Consider the following 23,082-nt stretch of genomic DNA (forward strand, 5'->3'; position numbering starts at 1 on the left):
GCTCCGGGTGCGGGTCAGCCGCCGGCTCCTCCCGGTCCGCCGGGGGCTCCCGGTTCGCTGGGGCGCGGCCTCGACCATGCGGCGACGATGCTGGCGGGTCCGGCCGTGACGGGTCAGCCGCCGGCGCCTCCGGGTCCGCCCGGTGCTCCGGGTGCTCCGGGTGCTCCGGGTGCGGGTCAGCCGCCGGCTCCTCCCGGTCCGCCGGGGGCTCCCGGTTCGCTGGGGCGCGGCCTCGACCATGCGGCGACGATGCTGGCCGGTCCGGCCGTGACCGGTCAGCCGCCCGCGCCCCCCGGCCCGCCCGGGGCTCCCGGGGGCCCGGCCCATCAGGCCGCCACGATGCTCGCCGGTCCCGGCGTACCCCAGCCGCCCGGTCCGCCGGGGGCTCCCGGTGCGTCCGGGGGCGGGCTCGACCACGCCGCGACGATGCTGGCGGGTCCGGCCGTGACGGGTCAGCCGCCCGCGCCCCCCGGCCCGCCCGGGCAGCCGCAGGCCGGTCCCGGTCCCGCCGGGCAGCCCCCGGCGCCCGCCGGTGCGCCCACGGTCGGCCCGGGCTACCAGGCCGTCCTGCGCTACCGCGCGCCCGACGGCTCCGAGCAGCAGCTCATCCGGCGTTCCGCGCCCGGCACCCCGCACCCCGAATGGCAGATCCTGTACGAGCTGCGCGCGATGAACGTGCCGCCGCAGCAGGTGCTGGAGCTCCACACCGAGCTGGAGTCCTGTGAGCTGCCCGGCGGTTACTGCGCCCGGATGATCCGGGAGACCTGGCCGCAGGTCCGGATCACGAGCGTGGCCCCGTACGGCAAGGACCACGCGGGCCGCCAGCAGGGCATGCGGCACCTGCTGACCCATCAGGGTGAGCTGCACCAGGTGGCGGACGGCCCGGCGCGCCCCGCGCCGGTACGGGTGCCGGTGCCGCAGGTGCAGCTGCAGCCGGCGATTCCGCTGGACGCCATCGGAGCTGAGCTGGCCGGGGCCTTCGGCCCGCAGGGCGTGTTCCGCTTCGATCAGCGTGCGGTGTCGCGCCAGGGCGTGCCGGAGATCGTGGCGCAGACCCTGGTGTGGGCGGGTCTGCCGACGGACTTCGGGCCGTTCTTCTGGGCGCAGGCGGTGCCGGGCCAGCCGGTGCCCACGCTGGCGGAGCTGGCGGCGCAGCGGCAGGTGCAGCCGGCGTCCGACGCGGGCTCGTACCTGGTGGTGGGCAGCGACTTCGGCAAGGCGCTGTGCGTGCAGTACGGGACGGCGCACATAGTGGCGGTCCCGGTGGAGGCCGGTCCGGGCGGTGCTCCGGTGCCGCCGCAGTTCGTGAATTCGAGCCTGCCGCAGTTCGCCCGCTCGCTGGCGATGCTGGGTCACATGTGGCGGCTGCGGCAGCATCTGACGCCGGAGCAGGCCGGGCGCTGGACCGTCGATTTCCAGACGAATCTGGCGGGGCTCGACAGCGCGGCGCTGGCGTCGCCGGAGAGCTGGTGGTCGGTGCTGCTGGAACAGATGTGGGACGGGTTGCTCTGATCGGATGATCGGGCGGATGGCCGGGCCGGGACCCTCGTACGGGGTCCCGGCCCGGCCATTCCGGCTTCTGGCCGCAAATGGCGCATCCTTGACAGGAATCACCCCGAGAGAGGCGCTTCCAGGATGACTGCTCCCATGTCACCTCACGGACCGGGTTTCGCGACCGTACGAGGTCGCGGCTACCGCACGGAAGAGGTCGACCGGTATCTCGCCCGGCTCTCCGGCAGCCGGGACGAGGCGTGGGAGCGGGTGGCGCGGCTGACGGTCCTCGCGAAGCGGATGGAGGCGGAGGCCCAGCGGCTGCGCGAGGCGGTGGCCGCGCTGGCTCCGCAGACGTACGACGAGCTGAGCGAGCGGGCGCGGCGGATCCTCTTGCTGGTGGAGGAGGAGGCCGACACCGTACGCCGGGACGCGCGGGCCGACGCGGTGGACGCGATGGGCGCGGCCGAGGCGTACGCGGACCGGGCTGCGGAGCTGGCGCGCCAGGATGCGGACGCGGTGCGCGAGCAGACCGAGGTCCGGGCGCGGCAGGGGCTGCTGCGGTCGGGGCGGGAGGCCGACGCGATCCGCGCGGAGGCGAAGGACGACGCGTCGGAGTGGCGGACGCAGGCGCAGGCGGCGCTCACGGAGATGCGGCGCCGGTCGGACGGGCTGCTGGCCGACCGCGAGCAGGAGCACGCGGAGCGGTGGGACGCGGCGGAGCGGGAGCTGGCTGCCCGGGAGGCCGATCTGGAGGCCCGCCACGCGGAGCTGGAGCGGTACGCGGAGGTCCGGCTGGCGGAGGCGCGCCGGGAGTACGCGGAGGTGGAGGAGTCGGCGCGGCACGGGCAGGAGGACGCGGAGGCGCGGGCGGCGGAGCTGCTGGCGGAGGCCCGGGTGCAGGAGGAGCGGACGGGCCGGGAGACGGAGCGGATCCTGCGCGAGCACGGGGAGGCGCAGGACGAGATGCGGGCGCACATGAACCACGTCCGCTCCAGCCTGGCGGCGCTGACGGGCCGGGCCCCGGCCGAGGGCTGACGGCCGGCCGCCCGGGACGGCCGGCCGCCCGGGACTGCCGGCCGCCCGGGACTGCCGCCCGCCCGGGACAGTCGGCCGGCCCGGGACCGGCGGCCGGTCAGGGCTTGTGGCGGGCGTAGTAGCGGGCCACGCGGGCGCGGTTTCCACAGGCCGAGGCCACGCACCAGCGGCGCCTCGGGTTGGCGGGGAGGAACAGCAGGACGCAGTCCGCCCCCTCGCACTCCCGCACGTCCCGCACCCGGGGGTCCGTCAGGAGTCCGGCCACGGCGTCGGCCAGTTCCGCCGCGAGCCGCCGGGCCGGGGTGCCCGTGCGGTGCGCGGCCGCCGTCAGTCCGGTCTCCGGGGTCCAGGCGAGCTCCCGGTGGGCCGGGGCTCCCGCCGAGGCCTCGTTCAGCGTGCGCAGGGCGCCCGCCGGGGGGCGCTCGCCGCGCCGCGCGGCCGCGAGCGCAGCGCCGGCCGCCTCCCGCAGGGCGTGTACGGCGGCCACCTCCTCCGGGCCGGCCTTCCCGGCCGGACCGAGCCGGCCCTCCTGTGCGGCCAGCCAGGCCGAGAGTCCCTCCGGACCTGCGATCAGATCGCCCGCGCCCGCGGGGCGGGTGTTGAGCAGGTCGAGGGCGAGGGGTTCGCCCGTGAGGGGGAAGGGCGGGGTCGACGTCATGGCGCTAATGCTACGCGAAGCACTTGACCCGTTAGAAGTCCCGAGTGAGACTAATGGGAACAAGGCCATTGGAGGCATGTGATGTCGCTCGTCCAGCACCGTACCGCCGACGTCCACGGGGTCCGCGTCGCCTACCGCGAGAGCGGCCCGGCCGACGGGCCGGTCCTGCTGCTCTTGCACGGATTCCCCACCTCCTCGCACCAGTTCGCCCGGCTGATGGACGCCCTCGGCGACACCCCGTACCGGCTGATCGCCCCCGACCTCCCCGGCTTCGGCCGGACCGAGGCCCCGGCGGGCTTCACCTACACCTTCGACCGGCTCGCGGACGTCGTGGAGGGCTTCACCGACGCCCTCGGGCTGGACCGCTTCGCCCTCTACGTCTTCGACTACGGCGCCCCCGTCGGGCTGCGGATCGCCGCGCGCCGCCCCGAGCGGGTGACCGGCCTGATCGTGCAGAACGGCAACGCGTACGAAGAGGGGCTCTCCGACGCGGCCCGCGCGTTCGCCGGACACCGGCGGGAGGTGCCGGGCGACGAGGAGAAGGTGCGCGGGCTGTTCACCCCCGAGGGCATCCGCTTCCAGTACGAGGCCGGCGTGGCCGACCCCGGCCTGGTCTCCCCGGACGGACGGACGCTCGACGTGCACTACGTCGGGCTGCCGGGCCGCGCCGACGCGCAGGCCGACCTCGCCTTCGACTACTCCTCGAACTTCGACCGGTACCCCGCCTGGCAGGCCTGGCTGCGGGCCTCCCGGGTGCCGGTCCTGGTCGTCTGGGGCGCCGGGGACCCGTTCTTCGTCCCGGCGGGGGCCAAGGCGTACCTGCGGGACGCGCCGGACGCCGAGGTGCACGTCATCGACGGGGCGGGGCACTTCGCACTCGAGACGCACCTCGCGGAGATCGCCCCGCTGATCGGGGATTTCCTCGCGAAGCTCCCGTGACCGGGCCCCGCCCCTGCCTTTGCTAGCCGGCCGGCCGCGGGGTCGTGGCCGGGACGGGCGCCGGGGCCGCGGGCGCGTGCCGGTACGGGTCGCTGCGCAGGCCGCGGGAGGTGACCACCACCGTGAACGCGGCGGGTGCGCCGGCGGCCGGGAGCCGCGCGGTCAAAGTGCCCGTCGCCGGGTCGTACTCGGTGGGCAGGACGGTGGAGTCGAGCTCGACCCGGGCCTCCGGGCCGAAGCCGCCGCCCTCCACGACCAGCGCGCCGTCCGCGGGGACCACACGCGTGATCACCGGATTCGCGCGCGTGGCCATCTTGTTCACCAGGTACGCCCCGGCGGGTGCGCCCGTCAGCGCCCAGATCTCGGCGGGGAGGCGGGGCAGCCCGCCGCCCACGTCGGAGAGGAAGAAGAGCACCACGTACAGCATGGTGACCGCGCTGAGCGCCACGTACTGGAGGTCGACGAGGTCGGTGCGCCCGCTGTCGTTCGCGATGAGCTCGCGCAGCGGCCGCTGTCCGGAGCCGGTGGGCTTCGGGGCGGGCTTGGCCATGCTGCCGTTCTCGAGGCGGATCCCGACGACGGTCTTCGCCGCGATCATCGCCACGTACGGGCCGCCGAGCAGCGGCAGGTACACCGTGGTCAGGGAGGACAGCGGGCCGTGCTCCCCGGAGAACCAGCCGGCGCCGCCGCCCGCGGTGAGCCCGTACGCGAGGATCGTGAGCAGGAGCCAGACCAGGATCACCGTCCAGGCCAGGGCCAGGGTGATGGAGGTGGAGAGGCGGCCGTCGCGGCCGGTGACGAACCCCGGGTGGCGGCGCAGCCGCAGGCCGATCGGCCCGGCCAGGGCGGCCAGTAACGCCAGTGCGAAGAGTGCGGAAGCCATGTCGTCCCCCCGGAACGGATCTCGGATGCAGGACTCGAGGTCTACTCCGTTGACCGGGGTCATGACAAGCCGTACCCGGGGGCGCCTTCCAGGGCTAGGCGTCGGTCCGCGCCTGCTCCTGGTGCTCCTCCAGGATCGGGAACCGCCGGGGTGCCACGAAGAGCAGGACGAGCAGCGCGGCGACGGCCGCGGCGGTCGCGCCAAGGAAGATGTGGTCCACGGCGGCGGCCACCGACCGGCGCAGGTAGTCGGCGGCGGCCGCGGGGAGCAGGTCCGGCCGGTCGAGGGCCTTGGACACGTCGTCGAGGTGGTCCGGCAGCCCGGACATCGGGGCGTGCGCCAGCCGGGCGGCGATCGTCGCGTTGGCGACGGCGCCGAGCAGCGCGGCCCCGAGGCTCTGGCCGACCTGGCGGCAGAACAGCACGGAGGCCGTCGTCGTACCCCGCTCGGACCAGCCCACGGTGGCCTGGACCCCGACGATCAGCGGCAGTTGGAACAGGCCGAGGGCGGCGCCCAGCAGCAGCATGATCAGCGTGGGCTGCCAGGGCCGGGCGGGGTAGGGGAGCAGCGTGAACGAGAACAGGATCACGGCGGCCAGCGAGATCCCGACGGCGGCGGAGTTGCGGAAGCCGATGCGCCGGTAGACGTGCTGGCTGAAGGCGGCGGACAGCGGCCAGGTGAGGGTCATCGCGGACATGACGAGCCCGGCGCTGACGGCCCCGAGGCCGAGCACGGACTGGGCGTAGGTGGGGACGAAGACCATCGGGGCGATCATGAGCACCCCGAGTGCGCCGAGGGCCAGGTTCACGGCGGCTATGGTGCGCCGGCGCCAGACCCACCCCGGAATGACCGGCTCCGCAGCCCGGCGTTCGATCCGGACGACCACGGCCGCCAGCAGTGCGCTCGCGCCCAGCAGTCCCAGGGAGGGCGCGGACGGCCAGGGCCAGGCGACCCCGCCCTGGACGAGGGCGAAGAGCAGCAGGCCGCCACAGGCGAAAACGCCGAGGGCGCCCGCCCAGTCGATCGGGCCGCGGCGGCCCGGGGACCGTACGGGCTCCACCAGGTGGCGGGCGAGCATCCACAGGGCCAGGCCGCCGAGCGGCAGGTTGATCAGGAAGATCCAGCGCCAGTCGGCGTACGAGGCGATGAGCCCGCCGAGCGCCGGGCCGGCCACCGCGGACGCGGCCCAGACGGAGGACATCCGGGCCTGGATCCTCGGGCGGTCCTTGAGCGGATAGAGGTCGGCGGCCAGGGTCTGCACCGTGCCCTGCAGGGCGCCGCCGCCCAGCCCCTGGACGAGGCGGAAGGCTATGAGGGCGGCCATGTTCCAGGCGAGCGCGCACAGAAGCGAGCCGACGACGAACAGGGCTATGCCGAAGAGGAGTACGGGCTTGCGGCCGAAGGTGTCGGAGAGCTTGCCGTAGACCGGGAGCGTGACGGTGACGGCCAGCAGGTAGCCCGCGAAGAGCCAGGAGAAGACGGAGAAGCCGCCGAGGTCGCCGACGATCTGCGGGACGGCGGTGGAGACGACGGAGCTGTCGAGGGCGACGAGTGCCATCGCCAGCATGAGGGCACTGACCAGGGCGGTACGGGGGGTCCGCGCGCCCGTGGCCGCCGCGCCGGTCCCCGGTCCGGTCTCCGGTCCGGTCCCGGTGCGTTCGCCCGTGCTCTCCTCTGCGCCCACCAAGATCCTTTCACCGTGCACGTATCCGCGGGGAACACCATCTCATCGCGGGGTATCCGGCGGTATCCCCCCGGTATCCCCCAGAGGTGATCCGCCAAAGGATGCAGAACCCCTAGGGGTTGCTCCTCACAAGGGGCCAGGGGTCATTCGTCCCGGCGGAGGAGGAGGACCGCCCGGGGAGGTCCTTAACTGGTTCCTACGGGCAGGGGTGGGGTTAACCCCCCGGTGGATACGGCGATGGGCACCAGGGCGCCGACCGCCTCCGCCCCGCAGACTTCAAGACGCCAAGACGGCGAGATCCAGCCATGCGCGCGGCAGCGCGAGCGGCGAACCAACGAGGGGAAGCACCGTGACAGCGGCTATGACCGAAACCAGGCACGGGGGTACTGGAGGGCATGAAGCCGTCGCGGCCCGGGCGCGCAAGGTCGTCAAGGCCTACGGCTCCGGGGAGACCCGCGTGGTCGCCCTCGACGAGGTCGACGTGGACATCAAGCGCGGCCAGTTCACGGCGATCATGGGGCCTTCCGGCTCCGGCAAGTCCACGCTGATGCACTGCCTCGCCGGCCTCGACACGGTGACCAGCGGACAGATCCACCTGGACGACACCGAGATCACCGGGCTGAAGGACAAGAAGCTCACGCAGCTGCGCCGTGACCGGATCGGCTTCATCTTCCAGGCCTTCAACCTGCTGCCCACGCTCAACGCCCTGGAGAACATCACGCTCCCCATGGACATCGCGGGCCGCAAGCCGGACGCGGAGTGGCTGAACCGGGTCGTCGAGACCGTCGGCCTCGCCGGACGCCTCAAGCACCGCCCGACCGAGCTCTCCGGCGGCCAGCAGCAGCGCGTGGCCGTGGCCCGCGCCCTCGCGGCCCGCCCGCAGATCATCTTCGGCGACGAGCCCACCGGAAACCTGGACTCCCGGGCCGGTGCCGAGGTCCTCGGCTTCCTGCGCCGCTCGGTGGACGAGCTCGGCCAGACCATCGTGATGGTCACGCACGACCCGGTGGCCGCCTCGTACGCGGACCGGGTGATCTTCCTGGCCGACGGCCGGATCGTGGACGAGATGTACGAGCCCACCGCCGACCAGGTGCTCGACCGGATGAAGGACTTCGACGCGCGCGGGCGGACCTCGTGAGCGCGGGCACCGTACTGAAGACCTCGCGGCGCAACTTCGTCGCGCACAAGGGGCGGATGGCGCTCTCGGCCGTCGCCGTCCTGCTCTCCGTGGCCTTCGTCTGCGGAACCCTGGTGTTCACCGACACCATGAACACCACCTTCGACAAGCTGTTCGGTGTCACCACCGCCAACGTCACGGTCAGCCCGAAGGAGGCCAAGGGCGGCGAGGACAATCCGAACCGAGGCAAGCCCGAGATGCTGCCGGCCTCCGCCGTCGAGCAGGTGCGCGGCGCCGAGGGCGTCAAGAGCGCCGAGGGCGCCGTCGTCTCGATGTCGGTCACGGTGGTCAACGCCGAGAACGAGAACATGGGCTCGACCACCGGCGCCCCGACCATCGCGGGCAACTGGAACGACAACGAGCTCAAGTCGATGAAGATCACCTCCGGCCAGGCCCCACGCGGCCCGACCGAGATGATGGTCGACGCCGACACCGCGAAGAAGCACCACCTGCGGCTCGGCGACGAGCTGCGCACCATCGCCATCACCGGTGACATCCGCGCGAAGATCAGCGGCATCGCCACCTTCACCGTGACCAACCCGGGTGCGGCGATCGTCTACTTCGACACCCCCACCGCGCAGGAGAAGCTGCTCGGCGGCCCCGGCCTCTTCACGCACGTCAACGTCACCGCCAAGGACGGGGTCGGCGACGAGCAGCTGAAGACGAACATCGCGAAGGCCGTCGGCGCGGACACGTACAAGCTCCAGACCGCCAAGGAATCCGCGGACGCCAACCGCAAGGACGTCGGCTCCTTCCTCGACGTCATGAAGTACGTGATGCTCGGCTTCGCCGGGATCGCCTTCCTCGTCGGCATCTTCCTCATCTTCAACACCTTCTCGATGCTGGTCGCCCAGCGCACCCGCGAGATCGGCCTGATGCGCGCCATCGGCGCCGACAGCGGCCAGATACTCAAGTCCGTGATCGTCGAGGCCTTCCTGCTCGGCCTGGTCGGCTCGGTCCTCGGGGTCGGCGCCGGCGTGGGCCTGGCCGTCGGCCTGATGCAGCTCATGGGCCAGATGGGCATGCACCTGTCCACCGACGACCTGACCATCGCCTGGACCACCCCGGTCGTCGGCCTGGTGCTCGGGATCATCGTCACCGTCGTCTCGGCCTTCATCCCGGCCCGCCGGGCCGGCAAGGTCTCCCCGATGGCCGCCCTGCGCGAAGCCGGCACCCCCGGCGACAAGAAGGCCGGCCGCATCCGGGCCGCCGTGGGCCTGGTCCTCACCGGCATCGGCGGCGCGGGGCTGTTCCTCGCCGCGGCCGCCGACAAGGCCGCGGCCGGCTCGCTCTGGCTCTCCCTGGGCGTGCTGTTCACCCTCATCGGCTTCATCGTGATCGGCCCGCTGCTCGCCGGCCTCGTGGTCCGGCTGCTCTCCGGCATCGTCCTGCGGCCCTTCGGGTCCGTCGGCCGCCTCGCCGAGCGCAACGCGCTGCGCAACCCGCGCCGTACCGGAGCCACCGCGGCCGCCCTGATGATCGGACTGGCGCTGGTCGCCTGCCTGTCGGTGGTCGGTTCCTCGATGGTGGCCTCCGCCACCGATGAGCTCGACAAGTCGGTCGGCGCGGACTACATCGTCCAGTCCCAGACCGGCCAGCCGATCATGCCGCAGGCCGAGCAGGCGCTGCGCGACACCAAGGGCCTGGACCACGTCACCGCGTACCGGCAGGTGGAGGCGGAGATCACCGCCCCCGACGGATCCGTCAAGAAGGACGGCATCAGCGTCAACGACCCCACCTACGCCCAGGACGTCCGGCGCAAGATGATCGCCGGCGAGCACGCGGCGGCGTACGGCAAGGACGCGATGTCGGTCGGCTCCGTCTACGCGGACGAGCACCACGTCAAGCTCGGCGACGAGCTGACGGTCGCCTTCACCGGCGGCCGGACCGCCAGGCTGAAGGTCGCCGCGATCACCTCCGACGAGGGCAACCTCGACAAGGGCGTGATGTACATCAGCACCGCGACCGCCGAGCAGTTCCTGCCGGCCGACCGGATGCCGCGGCCGTTCATGCTGCTGGCCAAGGCGGCCGACGGCAAGGCGGACGCCGCGTACTCCGCCGTCAAGGGGGCGCTCGCGCAGTACCCCCAGTACCAGGTGCAGAACCAGACCGACTACAAGAAGTCCCTCAAGGACCAGGTCGGCCAGCTGCTGAACATGGTCTACGGGCTCCTCGGCCTCGCGATCATCGTCGCGGTCCTGGGCGTCGTGAACACCCTGGCCCTCTCGGTGGTCGAGCGGACCCGCGAGATCGGCCTGATGCGCGCCATCGGCCTCTCCCGCCGCCAGCTGCGCCGCATGATCCGCCTGGAATCGGTGGTCATCGCCCTCTTCGGCGCCCTGCTGGGCCTGGGCCTGGGCATGGGCTGGGGAGCCACCGCGCAGCAGCTGCTCGCCCTGGAGGGCCTGAAGGTGCTGGAGATCCCCTGGCCGACGATCATCGGCGTCTTCGCCGGGTCGGCCTTCGTGGGCCTGTTCGCCGCACTGGTCCCGGCCTTCCGGGCAGGGCGGATGAACGTACTGAACGCGATCGCGAGCGAGTAACCGGCTCGGCGTTCGTTCGGGGGACCGCCGGCCCCGGCCGGCCCTTCGGGGCCGACCGGGGCCGACGGCCGTCCCCGGCCGTCCCCGCGCCCCGCGGTGACCGCAATCCCTCGCGCGGGGGACCGGGGCGCGTCGTAGGGTGGGAAGCCCCGGCCCGTGAGACGTGTCGGGCCCTTCGCGTTGCCCCTTCACCGGACGGAAGCCTCCTTTCATGAGCCTGCACGGACTGCTCGACGCCGTCACCCGGGACCCGGCCCTCGCCGAGGCGGTCACCGCGGCCGGGGACGGCAACCGCATGCACGTGGACCTCGTCGGACCCCCGGCCGCGCGGCCCTTCGCCATCGCCGCGCTGGCGGCCAGGAGCGGGCGGACCGTGCTCGCGGTCACCGCCACCGGGCGGGAGGCCGAGGACCTGGCCGCCGCGCTGCGCTCCTTCCTGCCGCCCGAGGAAGTGGCCGAGTACCCGTCCTGGGAGACCCTTCCGCACGAGCGGCTCTCCCCGCGCAGCGACACCGTGGGCCGGCGGCTCGCCGTACTGCGCCGGCTCGTGCACCCGAGCAAGGACGACCCGGCGGCGGGGCCCGTCTCCGTCGTCGTCGCACCGATCCGGTCCGTGCTCCAGCCGCAGGTCCAGGGGCTTGGGGACCTGGTCCCGGTCAGCCTGCGGCACGGCGAGAGCGCCGATCTGGGAGAGGTGACCGAGGCGCTGGCCGCGGCCGCCTACGCCCGCGTCGAGCTCGTCGAGAAGCGCGGGGAGTTCGCCGTGCGCGGCGGCATCCTCGACGTGTTCCCGCCCACCGAGGAGCACCCGCTGCGCGTGGAGTTCTGGGGCGACGAGGTCGAGGAGATCCGCTACTTCAAGGTCGCCGACCAGCGCTCCCTGGAGGTCGCCGAGCACGGACTGTGGGCCCCGCCCTGCCGGGAGCTGCTGCTGACCGACGAGGTGCGGGAGCGGGCCGCGGCCCTCGCCGAGGCCCACCCCGAGCTCGGCGAACTGCTGAACAAGATCGCCGAGGGGATCGCGGTCGAGGGCATGGAATCCCTCGCGCCGGTCCTCGTCGACGACATGGAACTGCTGATCGACGTCCTGCCGGCCGGGTCCATGGCCGTCGTGTGCGACCCCGAGCGGGTCCGCACCCGCGCCGCCGACCTCGTCGCGACCTCCCAGGAGTTCCTGATGGCCTCCTGGGCCGCGACCGCCGGCGGCGGCCAGGCCCCGATCGACGTCGGCGCGGCCTCGCTGCGCGGGATCGCGGACGTACGCGAGCACGCGCGCGAGCTCGGCATGATGTGGTGGTCGGTCTCCCCGTTCGCCGCCGGCGAGGCCGAAGGCGGCGGGGACACCCTCAAGCTCGGCATGCACGCCCCCGAGGCCTACCGCGGCGACACCGCCCGGGCGCTGGCCGACACCAAGGGCTGGATCGCCGACGGCTGGCACACCGTCTACCTCACCGAGGGCCACGGCCCGGCCGCCCGCACCGTCGAGGTGCTCGGCGGCGAGGGCATCGCGGCCCGCCTGGAGGCCGACCTGCGCACCCTGGAGCCGTCGATCGTCCACGTGACGTGCGGCTCCCTCGACAACGGGTTCGTCGACCCGGCGCTGAAGCTGGCCGTCCTCACCGAGACCGACCTGACCGGCCAGCGCACCGCCACCAAGGACCTCGGCCGGATGCCGACCCGGCGCCGCAAGTCCGTCGACCCCCTCACCCTGGAGGTCGGCGACTACATCGTCCACGAACAGCACGGCGTCGGCCGCTACATCGAGATGGTGCAGCGCACCGTCCAGGGCGCCACCCGCGAGTACCTCCTCGTCGAGTACGCCCCCGCCAAGCGCGGCCAGCCCGGCGACCGGCTCTACATCCCCACCGACCAGCTGGAGCAGGTCACCAAGTACGTCGGCGGCGAGGCCCCGACCCTGCACCGGCTCGGCGGCGCCGACTGGACCAAGACCAAGGCGCGCGCCAAGAAGGCGGTCAAGGAGATCGCCGCCGACCTCATCAAGCTCTACAGCGCCCGCATGGCGGCCCCCGGCCACACCTTCGGCCCGGACACCCCCTGGCAGCGCGAGCTGGAGGACGCCTTCCCGTACGCGGAGACGCCCGACCAGCTCACCACCATCGCCGAGGTCAAGGAGGACATGGAGAAGTCGGTCCCCATGGACCGCCTGATCTGCGGCGACGTCGGCTACGGCAAGACCGAGATCGCCGTGCGAGCGGCCTTCAAGGCGGTCCAGGACGGCAAGCAGGTCGCCGTGCTCGTCCCGACCACGCTGCTCGTGCAGCAGCACTTCGGGACCTTCTCCGAGCGCTACAGCCAGTTCCCGGTCAACGTGAAGGCGCTGTCCCGCTTCCAGAGCGACACCGAGTCCAAGGCCACCCTGGAGGGGCTGAAGGAAGGCTCGGTCGACATCGTCATCGGCACGCACCGGCTGTTCTCGCAGGAGACCAAGTTCAAGGACCTGGGCCTGGTCATCGTCGACGAGGAGCAGCGCTTCGGCGTCGAGCACAAGGAACAGCTGAAGAAGCTGCGCGCCAACGTCGACGTCCTGACGATGTCCGCGACCCCGATCCCGCGCACCCTGGAGATGGCGGTGACCGGCATCCGCGAGATGTCGACCATCACCACCCCGCCGGAGGAGCGCCACCCGGTGCTCACCTTCGTCGGCCCGTACGAGGAGAAGCAGATCGGCGCGGCCATCCGGCGCGAGCTGCTGCGCGAGGGCCAGTGCTTCTACATCCACAACCGGGTCGAGTCCATCGACCGGGCGGCGGCCAAGCTGCGCGAGATCGTCCCCGAGGCGCGGATCGCGACGGCGCACGGGCAGATGTCCGAACAGGCGCTGGAGCAGGTCGTGGTGGACTTCTGGGAGAAGAAGTTCGACGTGCTCGTCTCGACGACGATCGTCGAGTCCGGCATCGACATCTCCAACGCCAACACCCTCATCGTGGAGCGCGGCGACAACTTCGGCCTCTCCCAGCTCCACCAGCTGCGCGGCCGCGTCGGCCGCGGCCGCGAGCGCGGGTACGCGTACTTCCTCTACCCGCCGGAGAAGCCGCTGACCGAGACCGCGCACGAGCGGCTCGCGACGATCGCCCAGCACACCGAGATGGGCGCGGGCATGTACGTGGCGATGAAGGACCTGGAGATCCGCGGCGCGGGCAACCTGCTCGGCGGAGAGCAGTCCGGCCACATCGCGGGCGTCGGCTTCGACCTCTACATCCGCATGGTCGGCGAGGCCGTCGCCGACTACCGGGCCGCCGTCGAAGGCGGGGTGGAGGAGGAGCCGCCGCTGGAGGTCAAGATCGAGCTGCCCGTCGACGCGCACGTCCCGCACGACTACGCGCCCGGCGAGCGGCTGCGCCTGCAGGCCTACCGGTCCATCGCGTCGGCGAACTCCGAGGCGGACATCAAGGCCGTACGGGAGGAGCTGCACGACCGCTACGGCAAGCTGCCGGAGCCCGTGGAGAACCTGCTGCTGGTGGCGGGGCTGCGCATGCTGGCGCGGGCCTGCGGGGTCGGCGACATCACCCTCCAGGGGCCCAACATCCGCTTCGGCCCGGTGGAGTTGCGCGAATCGCAGGAGCTGCGCCTCAAGCGGCTGTACCCGGGCACGGTGCTCAAGCCCGCCACTTCGCAGGTGCTCGTCCCGAGGCCGAAGACGGCCCGGGTGGGCGGGAAGCCGCTGGTCGGGCGGGAGCTGCTGGCCTGGACCGGGGAGTTCCTCACCACGATCCTCGGGTCGTAACGCGTACGCGGCCGGGACCGCTCCTTGCCGGAGCGCCCCGGCCGCGGCGCGGGCCGCGGAGGTTCAGACCGTTTCGGCCGCTCCGCCGTCGCCCAGTTTCGACAGGTCCAGTACGTCCGCGCCCTCCGGCAGGGCCGTGTCGACCGGAGCGCCGAAGGCGGAGAAGAGGACCTCGCCGGTCTCGTCCCCCGAGACGGTGGACTTGAGGACGTACGGAGTGCCCTGGGTCGCGATGTAGTCGGTCTCCGTGCCGTTCCTGGCGGCCGTGATGACCGCCATCGCCTGCTTGCCGTCGATGGTGACCGTCTCGCCCTTGCGGGCCAGCGGGTTGGGCCGGCCGCGGCCGTCCGTCAGCTTGTCCAGATCGCACATGTGCTTCATCGCGGCGGCCTTGGCGTCGGAGACCGGCATCTTCAGCCAGCGGTCGGCGAGCATCGTGACCATCGCGTCCGCCTGCCTCTTGGGGGCGTGTTCCTTCGCGGCCGTGGCCCGCCAGTAGTCGGCGTCGCCCTTGAAGTGGATCAGCTCCGCGGACTTGATCAGGTCCACCTTGCCCATCCCGTCGTACCGGACCGTGCCCTTGCAGCTGCCCTTCTTGTCGAGGGTGAGGTCGAACTCGAGCGGGCTGCCCTCCTCGTGCATCTTCGCGACGACCCGGGTCGATTCGACCTTGCGCATCGCCTCGTGCGACTGGCTCAGGATCTCGGCGCCCGACAGGTCCGCGAGCATGCCGGTGGCCTTGCCCTTCGCGGCCGGCGCGGGCGTGGCCCCGGCCGACGCCGACGCGGCGGCGCGGGCGGCCCGGCCGATGTCGGCGGCCTTGCTCCCGCCGACCGGCGCGCAGGCCGTCGTCAGTCCGAACAAGGCCGTCGTGGTCAGCACCGACACGCCGATGGTCCGGCTTCGCATGTGGATTCCCCCCTGGAACAACAACTCGACTGCCGAGGGTAGTCGCCGCCGGTCAGGGGGCGTCCTCGATTTCCGCGCGCCCCTCGCGGCCCGCGTCCGCCGGGAGGTGTGCGGCGACCCTGCAACGGTTGCGCACATCCCCTCACTGGCGGCCGGAAACGCTGTATACGCTCAGACCCGAAACTTCGTCGACACGGTCCGTCAGGAGCAGCGATGCACGGCCCCGGCCTCCCGCCGCAGCAAGGCCCCCAGCCCAGTACCGGGGGAGTCGTGGCACTGCGCGTGCTGTTCGCCCTGCTGCCCATCCTGAGCTGCGGCTTCCTGGGCTGGGGCACGATGCTGCGGCTCGCGGTCGTCACCCGCAAACCCCGGGACTGGTGGCTGCTGGCCGTCAACTGCGTGCTCACCGTCGGCTGGGTCGCGCTGATCGGCGCCGACCCGACGCCCCGGACCGACGGCTGGCAGGGCAACACGGGCGCCTTCGGCGTCATCATCACCGGGTTCCTGACCTGCGTGTACTTCCTCGTCGCCGACATCCAGCACCACTCGGGCCGGGCGGCGGCCCCGACGGCCTCCTGGTACCCGGCGCAGCCCGCGCCGTACGTACCGCCGCAACAGCACCCGCAGCGCCCGGCGTACGGATATCCGCCGGCGCAGCAGCAGCATCACCAGCAGACGCCCACGCCCACCCCCACCCCCGGCTCCACGCCGACCCCGGCCCCCGGCCCGGCCACGCCGCCGCGCATCGGACAGGTGCGCGCCGAGCTCGACGAGCTGAGCGAACTGCTGCGCAAGCAGACGCCGCACCCCCACCCGAACCCGAACCCGAACCCCAACCCGCAGGCCCCCGGCAACGACGGTGAGGGCCCGGCCCGGTGACGGACGACGACCGGATCATCGGCGAGCGCTACCGGCTGGCGTCCGTCTTGGGACAGGGCGGCATGGGCCAGGTCTGGACGGCGTACGACCAGCGGCTGGACCGCCGCGTCGCCGTCAAACTGCTGCGCCCCGACAAGGTGGCCGGCCCCGGCTCCGTCGCCGACGAGCTGCGCCGCCGTTTCGTGCGCGAGTGCCGGGTGACGGCGCAGGTGGACCACCCGGGCCTGGTCACGGTCCACGACGCGGGCAGCGACGGCGACGAGCTGTTCCTCGTCATGGGCTACGTCGAGGGCACCGACCTCGCCGACCACCTCGCGCAGCACGACCCGTACCCCTGGCCGTGGGCGGTCGCCGTGGTCGCGCAGCTGTGCGGGGTGCTGTCGGCGGTGCACGCGGTGCCGATCGTGCACCGCGACCTGAAGCCGCGCAACGTGATGATCCGCCCGGACGGCACCGTGCTGGTCCTGGACCTCGGCGTCGCCTCCGTGATGGACACCGACACCACCCGCCTCACCAGCACCGGCACCCCGATCGGCAGCCCGGCGTACATGGCGCCCGAGCAGGCGATGGGCGGCGCCGTCGGCCCGTACACCGACCTCTACGCCCTCGGCGTGCTGCTGTACGAACTCCTCAGCGGCAACGTCCCCTTCGCCGGGTCCACCGCCCTCGGCGTCCTGCACCGCCACCTGTACGAGCCGCCGGTCCCGGTGCGCCGGCTGCGCCCGGAGGTCCCGCACCAGCTGGAGGCGGTCCTGCTGCACCTCCTGGCGAAGGACCCGCAGGACCGCCCGGCCTCCGCGCAGCACGTGTACGAGTCCCTGACCTCGCTGCTGCCCAAGCAGGGCAGCCCGGCCGGCGCGCTCGACCCGACCCGCCCCTTCCTGCGCCCGCAGGCACCGTGGCCGGACCGCGCCGCCACCATCCCGCCGCAGCCGACCTCCCCGCCCACGCCGACGCCGCCCAAGCCGGACATCCCGGCCGCGGTGGACGAGGCCCGCAGCCTCCTGGAGCAGGGCCGCCTCACCCAGGCCGTGGACATCCTCGGCGGGATCCTGCCGGCCGCGGCGGCCGAGCACGGCGAGCACTCGACGGTGGTCCGCTCCCTGCGCAAGCAGTACGCGGCCACACTGATGGACGACGGCCAGTACCGCCGCGCCCTGCCCGAACTGCGCCGCCTCGCGGACGAGTTCCCGGCGGGCGACCCCCAGTCCCTGCGCTTTCGCTACGACGCGGCGCAGTGCCTGGAACAGCTCGACGCGCCGGGGGCGGCCCTGGCCGAATACCGTTCACTGCTCCCGCTGTTCGAGAACCACTACGCGAACCCGGACCCGGGTCTCCCGCTGGAGGTACGGCGCCGGATAGCGCACCTGCTGCTCTCCCTGGGAGACCGGCCCGCGGCCCACGACACCCTGGTCCGCCTGCTGTTCGACGCGGACCGCATCCACGGCCCGAACCACCCCTTCTCGGCGGAGGTCCGCCGCACCCTCCAATGGCTCAGCCAGGTGCGCTGAGCCGGGTGCGCTGAGCCGGGCCGGCCGGGCCGGGCCCGCCGAGGCGCCCCGGCCTCAGGCCCCGGCCCGGACGAGCTCCGCGGGCGCGCCGGCCTCCGGGCCGCCCGCGGGCGCGGCCTCGCCGGTCCGGGGCCTGCGGCGGCGCTCCGCCAGGAGCAGCCCGGCCAGCACGAGCAGGGCCGTCCCCGCGGCCGCCGTCCCCGGGACGAGGCCCGGGGGCCGGAAGGAGCAGCTGATGCCGGTGGTGGCGGGGGTCAGCGGGACGGAGACCAGGCCCAGGTAGGGCGTGGCCGGCCGGCCGTTGCAGGTCCAGCCCTCGATCGCCGGGGAGGAGAGGACCACCGTGCCCTCGGTGCCCGCCGGGACCCTGGCGCTGACGGTCGAGGAGCCGACGCGCAGCCCCGTCGGCGCCGTCGCCCGCAGGGCGGCGACCGCCGGGTCCAGCCGGGCCCGGTCCAGGCAGGACAGGGCCCAGCGCGGCGGCGCCGGTGCGTCGAAGACCAGCGCCGAGGAGGCGCCGCGGGACGCGCCGAGCGGCTGGAGGGCCGCCCGGTTGCGGGGGGCGTTGCCGTTCAGGCGGAAGGCGCGGCCGTCCGTGAGGCGGGCCGTCGCGTTGTACTCCGGGGCCCACAGGTAGGCCTCCGTGCCCGCGCGGCACACCCCGGGCGCGACGGGGTCCTCGTACACCTCGGCGCCCAGCAGCAGCTCCTGGTTGGCGAACGGGGGCCCGTCGAACGCCCCGTACGAGGGCGCGGGCCCCGGCGGGCGGACCGTGAGCAGCGGGGGGACGACCCGCGCGCGGCCGACCGTGCCGTCGGGCCGCAGGCGGGCGCCGACCGCGAAGACCGCGTCCGTCACCGGGTTGTCGATGCTCTGCACGTTGCGCCCGCGAGAGGTCCAGCCCGCGCCGAGGGCCACCATCGTGCGCGTGAACACGTCCGGGGTGTGGCTGCTGTAGTACGCGCCGCCCTCCCCGCCGAGCAGCAGCGGATCGTTGCCCGTCAGCGCCGGCCGGCTCGGGTCCGTGCGGTACGCGGGCCAGCCCTCGGCGCCCGCGAGCGCCGCGGAGCGCGCCGTGTGCGCCGGGCCCCACGAGGGGTAGTCGTCCAGCCCGCCGAGCTTGCCCTTGTGCCCGAACGCCGTCGTCGCGGCCGCCTGCCCGATCAGTACGAGCGCCAGCGCCCCGGCCGCCGGGAGCACCAGCCTGCGGTGGCGCAGGGACCACCAGGCCACCGCCGCCACGGCCGACCCGCCGCAGAACAGCGCGAGGCCCCAGGCCGTGGCCAGCGTGCTGCCGGCGGCCGCCGCGGCCGCCGCGGCCAGCACCGCGGCTCCCGCCGCCAGCGCCCGCGGCTTGGGCAGCCCGGCCGCCAGCCCGGTCCACGCGGCGATCACGGCCACCCCGGCCAGCACGAACGTCTGCCGGTACGGGCTCCCGTTCGGGGTCGCGAAGACGTGCCAGGCCAGGTGTGTCGGCGTCCACTGGAAGGAGACCAGCACGGCCGCCGTCAGCCCCGCCCACCACAGGCGGGTGCGCACCGGCAGCGCACCGTGGAACGGCAGGGCCGCCACCAGCAGCAGCGTCCCCGTGCCCACGAACAGCGCCGGGGAGGAGAAGGAGTACGTCGCGGGCAGGAGACGCGCGAACAGGTCCGGCCATGACACCGGGTCGAACCGCCGCGTCCACCCCGGGTAGGCCTGCTTCGAGCTGAGGAACAGCGGGAGCAGCACCGGCGCGGACACCGCGGTGCCCAGCAGGGTCGTGCCGGCACACCGGACGAGCACGGTCAGCCGTTCCCGTGCGCCCCCGCGCGTCAGCACCACCCGTACCAGGAGCACGAGCGCCGCGCCCAGCGTCGCCATGTAGGCGGTGTAGAAGTTCGCCGTCCAGCAGAGCGCCACCACGAGGACGGCGGTGGCGGGCCGGCGGCCCCGCAGCGCCCATTCACCCGTCAGACACAGGAGCGGGAACGTGATCAGCCCGTCCAGCCACATCGGGTTGTAGGAGGCCTCGATCACCGACCAGCCGCACAGCGCGTACGAGGCCGCCAGCAGGCTCGCCCCCCACCACGGCCCGCGGCGCTGGGTGCGCAGCAGCCAGGCCATCGCCGCCGCGGCCGCCGCCGTCTTGAGCACCGTCACCACGTACACCGCGAGGTCGATGTCCTCGCGCGGGAAGAGGGCGACGAGCACGGCGAAGGGGCTGGAGAGGTAGGTGCCGAAGTCGGGCAGGAAGCTCGTGCCGAAGCCGGACTGCCAGTTGAACAGCAGTCCGCCCTCCGCCCGCCCGTGCAGGAGGTCCCACAGGTGGGCGTGGAAGGGGACGAACTGGTTGCCGAGGTCGTTGATGCTGCGGTGGCGGTGTCCGTAGGGGAACACGCGGGCGACCGCGTCCCCGGCGCAGACGGCCACCACCGTGATCAGGGCGGCGAGGGCCGAGCCGCGCAGGCTCAGGCGGCGCGGCGAGCGGTGCGGTGTCGACATGGTGGGCCGACTCTGGCACCGCCGGTGGACGGGAGGGTGGCCGCCGGGTGGCTGCGACATCAACAGACGCGTACCCCAACACCCCGGGAATCGTTGGTCGAAGCGGTGGCTCGGATCAGCTTGACTGCATACCATCGATCACCGCACGGCCCTTGTGCACCGACGCACAATCTCCCGGCCCTGGAGGCTCCTTTGCACCGTCGCACTGCGCTCTCCGTCTCCGCCGCCCTGCTCGTGGCGGCCCCCCTGCTGTCCGCCTGCTCGGGCCAGGCCCGGCCCGGCACCGCGGCCGTCGTGGGCGGCGAACGCATCACCACCTCCGCGCTCCAGGCCCAGGTCAACGACGTCCGGGCGGCACAGAACGAGACCGGGTCCACCGCGGCCCAGCTGATCCAGTCCTCGCCCGGCCTGGAGCGCGTCAAGCTCAACAAGATGATCCAGACCGTCGTGCTGGAGCGCGCCGCGAAGGACGCCGGCGTGAGCGTCAGCGAGAAGGAGGTCCAGGACTTCCGCAAGGCGCAGCTGGAGAAGGCGGGCGGAGCCGAGAAGCTGACCGCGGCGGCCCTGGAGCAGGCCCAGCTGGCGCCCGGGCAGCTCGACGCGGACGCCCGGTTCAAGCTGCTGCGCGACAAGCTCTTCGACCACTACGGCAGCCAGGACAAGGCCGTCGAGAAGCTGGCGTCCGCCGCGAAGACCCTGCACATCGAGGTGAACCCGCGCTACGGCGTCTGGGACGCGCAGCAGATCGTGCTCGGTGACCAGGACACCCCCTGGATCGTCCAGCGGACCCGGCCCGAGCAGGCCCCCGCCGGAGCCTGAGCCGCCCGTCCGGAGGTAGGTTCGGAGGGTGAACGACCACGCCGCCGAACCCGCCCCCGCCGTGCCCGCCCCGGCCCCGGCCGCCATGGCCGGCCCCGACGCCACGGCCGCCGGCCGGATCGTCCTGCTGACCGCGAGCCACCGGGTCGCCCCCGGCCTGCTGTCCTGGCCGGCCTGGCAGGTGCTGCACGCCGCGGACCGGGTGCTGTGCGCCGACCCGGGCCATCCGCAGCTGCCGTACCTGCGCGAGGCGGGAGTCGAGGTCGCGCACGAGAGCCCGGACGCGCAGGCGCTGGTCGAGGCCTGCGCCGGCGGCCGCACGGTCGTGGTGATCCCGTCCGGAGAGGGCGACCGGCGGCTCACCGACGGACTGGCCCGCCTCGCCGGCTCCGGCCGGGTCGACATGCCCGACCTCGAACTGCTGCCCGGCTCGTACGATCTGCCCGGCGCCCGCCTGCTCGATCTCGTCCAGGTGATGGACCGGGTCCGCCGCGAATGCCCCTGGACCTCGCGCCAGACCCACGAGGGACTGGTCAAGTACGCCACCGAGGAGTCGTACGAACTCGTCGAGGCCATCGAGGACGGGGACCGGGAGGCGCTGCGCGAGGAGCTCGGGGACGTACTCCTGCAGGTGGTCTTCCACGCGCGGATCGCCGAGGAGCATCCGGAAGAGCCGTTCTCCATCGACGACGTGGCCGGCGGCCTCGTCGAGAAGCTGATCCACCGGCACCCGCACGTCTTCGGGGACGCGGACGCGCAGACCCCCGAGGACGTCAACGCGCACTGGCAGCGCACCAAGGCGGTCGAGAAGCAGCGGGAGTCGGTCACCGACGGGATCCCGCTGGGCCAGCCCGGACTCGCCCTCGCGGCCAAGCTCGCCGGCCGGGTCCGTACGGGCGGCGTGGCCGTGGGACTGCCCCGCGGCGAGGGCATCGGGTACGAGCTGCTGGAACTGGCGGCGCGCGCCGAGGCGGCGGGCATCGACCCGGAGACCGCGCTGCGCGCGGCGGCCCGCGTCTACCGGGACGCGATCCGCGCGGCCGAGGGGGTCGGCGCGGCGGACACCGACTGACCGCGGGCGGTCCTACCGGGGCGCGCGGCCCGAAGGGTTGTGCCAGTGCGGCTCGGGGCGGCCGAGGAACCACTCGCCGAAGCCGAGGGGACGCCCGCCCGGGCCGTGGCCGGTGCCCGCGGCGGGCAGCGAGTCGTGGAAGATCCTGCCCGGCAGGGCTCCCAGCTCCTTCAGCACCCGCACGGTCTGCTCGACGAACGGCGGCGGCCCGCTGAGATAGACGTCCTGCTCGGGCCACATGGCCCGGTGGCCGAGAGCGGTCGCGAGCCGCCCGGTGGCCTGGTCGCGGTGGAGCCCGGGGGCGGGCGTGATGTAGGTGACGCCGAGCCGGCCGAAGGAGGCGGCGTACTCGTCGATCAGCGGGCGGTCGTAGAGGTGCGCCGCGTCCCGGGCGACGACGAAGAGCCGTACGTCCCGGTCGGGAGGTTCCGCGGCGAGCTCCTCCACCATGGCCCGGATCGGCGCCCAGCCGGTGCCCGCCGCGATGAGGCTGACGGGCCGGTCGGCGCGGCGCAGCGTCAGCTGCCCGCCGGCCGCGCCGAGCCGCAGCACCTCGCCGGGCCGGGCCTCGCGGACCAGGGAGGTGCTCAGGCGGCCGCCCTCGATGCGGCTGACGTGCAGGTCGAGGGTGCCGTCCGGGCGCGGGGCGTTCCCGATGGAGTACGTGCGCCAGACCTTCGGGACCCGTTCGCAGCTCACGCTCGCGTACTGGCCGGGGAGGTGCGGGAAGGGGGCGTGCGGGCGCAGGGTCAGCACCCCGATGTCCTCCCCGTACTGGAGGTGGCGCACGATCTCGGCGTCCCACCACGGCGGGTCCTCGCTCGCGGCGGCCCCGGCCGTCATGGCGTCGGCGATCACCTGGTAGGCCTCGGACCAGGCCTTCTCCACGGTCGGGGTCCAGGCCTCGCCGCAGGTCCGGGCGAGCGCGGCGAGGAGGCTGGCGCCGAGGGCCGCGTAGTGCTCGGGGCCGGCGAGGAACTTGCGGTGGTCGCGGCCGAGGTCGTGGAGATAGGGGAGCAGGCCCTCTTCGTCGTCGAGGCGGGTGACCACGTGGGTCAGCGCGGCGAAGAGCCGGTCGCGCTGGCGTTCCATGTCCTCGGCGGAGGCGGGGAAGAGCTCGCGGATCCCGGGGTTGTGCCAGAAGAGGTGGGAGTAGAAGTACTTGACCGCGTGCTCGGCCCTTCTCTCCACCACCGCGAAGCTGCTCTTCAAGATCCTCACATCCACAAGACCGAAAGTAGGAACGCCGG

General features: G+C 73.5%; 16 protein-coding genes. 10 read left to right on the forward strand and 6 right to left on the reverse strand.

The window, feature by feature from the left end:
- The coding region (locus ACFY1T_RS31075; protein WP_390791124.1) for an SUKH-4 family immunity protein at positions 1 to 1,512 on the forward strand (1,512 nt) is incomplete at its 5' end.
- A 135-nt stretch (positions 1,513 to 1,647) separates the two neighbouring features.
- Complete coding sequence (locus tag ACFY1T_RS31080; protein ID WP_390791125.1) at positions 1,648 to 2,529, forward strand: cellulose-binding protein; 882 nt, start codon at positions 1,648 to 1,650, stop codon at positions 2,527 to 2,529.
- A 97-nt stretch (positions 2,530 to 2,626) separates the two neighbouring features.
- Here the strand turns inward: ACFY1T_RS31080 and ACFY1T_RS31085 are convergent, their stop codons facing one another.
- Positions 2,627 to 3,187, reverse strand: a complete 561-nt coding sequence (locus ACFY1T_RS31085; RefSeq protein WP_390791126.1) for a CGNR zinc finger domain-containing protein — start codon at positions 3,185 to 3,187, stop codon at positions 2,627 to 2,629.
- A gap of 81 nt (positions 3,188 to 3,268) precedes the next feature.
- Here ACFY1T_RS31085 and ACFY1T_RS31090 point away from each other — a divergent pair, with 81 nt between their 5' ends.
- Entirely contained in the window at positions 3,269 to 4,126 is an 858-nt protein-coding gene (locus ACFY1T_RS31090; protein ID WP_390791127.1) for an alpha/beta fold hydrolase, read from the forward strand.
- A 22-nt stretch (positions 4,127 to 4,148) separates the two neighbouring features.
- Here the strand turns inward: ACFY1T_RS31090 and ACFY1T_RS31095 are convergent, their stop codons facing one another.
- Together ACFY1T_RS31095 and ACFY1T_RS31100 are read right to left on the reverse strand one after the other, a co-directional pair.
- On the reverse strand, positions 4,149 to 5,009 hold the full coding sequence (locus ACFY1T_RS31095; protein WP_390791128.1) for a hypothetical protein: 861 nt from the start codon (positions 5,007 to 5,009) through the stop codon (positions 4,149 to 4,151).
- A gap of 94 nt (positions 5,010 to 5,103) precedes the next feature.
- Entirely contained in the window at positions 5,104 to 6,693 is a 1,590-nt protein-coding gene (locus tag ACFY1T_RS31100) for an MFS transporter (protein WP_390791129.1), read from the reverse strand.
- 361 nt (positions 6,694 to 7,054) lie between these two features.
- On the opposite strand from ACFY1T_RS31100, the gene ACFY1T_RS31105 reads away from it, so the two are divergent.
- The 3 genes from ACFY1T_RS31105 to mfd all read left to right on the forward strand — a co-directional run bounded on the left by ACFY1T_RS31105 (position 7,055) and on the right by mfd (position 14,158).
- On the forward strand, positions 7,055 to 7,831 hold the full coding sequence (locus ACFY1T_RS31105; protein ID WP_390791130.1) for an ABC transporter ATP-binding protein: 777 nt from the start codon (positions 7,055 to 7,057) through the stop codon (positions 7,829 to 7,831).
- A gap of 56 nt (positions 7,832 to 7,887) precedes the next feature.
- Positions 7,888 to 10,413, forward strand: a complete 2,526-nt coding sequence (locus ACFY1T_RS31110) for an ABC transporter permease (protein WP_390791185.1) — start codon at positions 7,888 to 7,890, stop codon at positions 10,411 to 10,413.
- Between the two features lie 211 nt (positions 10,414 to 10,624).
- Positions 10,625 to 14,158, forward strand: coding sequence for a transcription-repair coupling factor (gene mfd, locus ACFY1T_RS31115; RefSeq protein ID WP_390791131.1), 3,534 nt, complete (start codon positions 10,625 to 10,627; stop codon positions 14,156 to 14,158).
- Positions 14,159 to 14,221: 63 nt separating this feature from the next.
- Here the strand turns inward: mfd and ACFY1T_RS31120 are convergent, their stop codons facing one another.
- Complete coding sequence (locus tag ACFY1T_RS31120) at positions 14,222 to 15,067, reverse strand: hypothetical protein (protein WP_390791132.1); 846 nt, start codon at positions 15,065 to 15,067, stop codon at positions 14,222 to 14,224.
- Positions 15,068 to 15,337: 270 nt separating this feature from the next.
- Between ACFY1T_RS31120 and ACFY1T_RS31125 the strand changes: the two genes are divergently transcribed.
- Positions 15,338 to 15,946: a hypothetical protein gene (locus ACFY1T_RS31125; protein ID WP_390791133.1), complete on the forward strand. Its 609-nt coding sequence runs from the start codon at positions 15,338 to 15,340 to the stop codon at positions 15,944 to 15,946.
- Complete coding sequence (locus ACFY1T_RS31130; RefSeq protein ID WP_390791134.1) at positions 15,943 to 17,457, forward strand: protein kinase; 1,515 nt, start codon at positions 15,943 to 15,945, stop codon at positions 17,455 to 17,457. Before ACFY1T_RS31125 ends, ACFY1T_RS31130 begins: the two co-directional genes overlap by 4 nt.
- A gap of 54 nt (positions 17,458 to 17,511) precedes the next feature.
- Here ACFY1T_RS31130 and ACFY1T_RS31135 read toward each other — a convergent pair whose 3' ends face one another.
- Positions 17,512 to 19,941, reverse strand: coding sequence for a YfhO family protein (locus tag ACFY1T_RS31135; RefSeq protein WP_390791135.1), 2,430 nt, complete (start codon positions 19,939 to 19,941; stop codon positions 17,512 to 17,514).
- 192 nt (positions 19,942 to 20,133) lie between these two features.
- Between ACFY1T_RS31135 and ACFY1T_RS31140 the strand changes: the two genes are divergently transcribed.
- Together ACFY1T_RS31140 and ACFY1T_RS31145 are read left to right on the forward strand one after the other, a co-directional pair.
- On the forward strand, positions 20,134 to 20,760 hold the full coding sequence (locus tag ACFY1T_RS31140; protein WP_030865876.1) for a SurA N-terminal domain-containing protein: 627 nt from the start codon (positions 20,134 to 20,136) through the stop codon (positions 20,758 to 20,760).
- 85 nt (positions 20,761 to 20,845) lie between these two features.
- Positions 20,846 to 21,832, forward strand: a complete 987-nt coding sequence (locus ACFY1T_RS31145; RefSeq protein WP_390791186.1) for a nucleoside triphosphate pyrophosphohydrolase — start codon at positions 20,846 to 20,848, stop codon at positions 21,830 to 21,832.
- A gap of 12 nt (positions 21,833 to 21,844) precedes the next feature.
- Here the strand turns inward: ACFY1T_RS31145 and ACFY1T_RS31150 are convergent, their stop codons facing one another.
- The gene (locus tag ACFY1T_RS31150) at positions 21,845 to 23,053 is read right to left on the reverse strand and encodes a globin domain-containing protein (protein ID WP_390791136.1); all 1,209 of its coding nucleotides are present in this window, start codon (positions 23,051 to 23,053) and stop codon (positions 21,845 to 21,847) included.
- Between the last annotated feature and the right edge of the window lie 29 nt (positions 23,054 to 23,082).

The organism is Streptomyces sp. NPDC001194 (assembly GCF_042896985.1).
Lineage (GTDB): Bacteria > Actinomycetota > Actinomycetes > Streptomycetales > Streptomycetaceae > Streptomyces.

What these genes read in the sequence shown, in the direction of transcription:
- ACFY1T_RS31080 (WP_390791125.1), top strand. Translation starts at nt 1,648, where the DNA reads ATGTCACCTCACGGACCGGGTTTCGCGACCGTACGAGGTCGCGGCTAC.
- ACFY1T_RS31085 (WP_390791126.1), bottom strand. Translation starts at nt 3,187, where the DNA reads ATGACGTCGACCCCGCCCTTCCCCCTCACGGGCGAACCCCTCGCCCTC.
- ACFY1T_RS31090 (WP_390791127.1), top strand. Translation starts at nt 3,269, where the DNA reads ATGTCGCTCGTCCAGCACCGTACCGCCGACGTCCACGGGGTCCGCGTC.
- ACFY1T_RS31095 (WP_390791128.1), bottom strand. Translation starts at nt 5,009, where the DNA reads ATGGCTTCCGCACTCTTCGCACTGGCGTTACTGGCCGCCCTGGCCGGG.
- ACFY1T_RS31105 (WP_390791130.1), top strand. Translation starts at nt 7,055, where the DNA reads ATGACCGAAACCAGGCACGGGGGTACTGGAGGGCATGAAGCCGTCGCG.
- ACFY1T_RS31110 (WP_390791185.1), top strand. Translation starts at nt 7,888, where the DNA reads ATGGCGCTCTCGGCCGTCGCCGTCCTGCTCTCCGTGGCCTTCGTCTGC.
- mfd (WP_390791131.1), top strand. Translation starts at nt 10,625, where the DNA reads ATGAGCCTGCACGGACTGCTCGACGCCGTCACCCGGGACCCGGCCCTC.
- ACFY1T_RS31120 (WP_390791132.1), bottom strand. Translation starts at nt 15,067, where the DNA reads ATGCGAAGCCGGACCATCGGCGTGTCGGTGCTGACCACGACGGCCTTG.
- ACFY1T_RS31135 (WP_390791135.1), bottom strand. Translation starts at nt 19,941, where the DNA reads ATGTCGACACCGCACCGCTCGCCGCGCCGCCTGAGCCTGCGCGGCTCG.
- ACFY1T_RS31145 (WP_390791186.1), top strand. Translation starts at nt 20,846, where the DNA reads ATGGCCGGCCCCGACGCCACGGCCGCCGGCCGGATCGTCCTGCTGACC.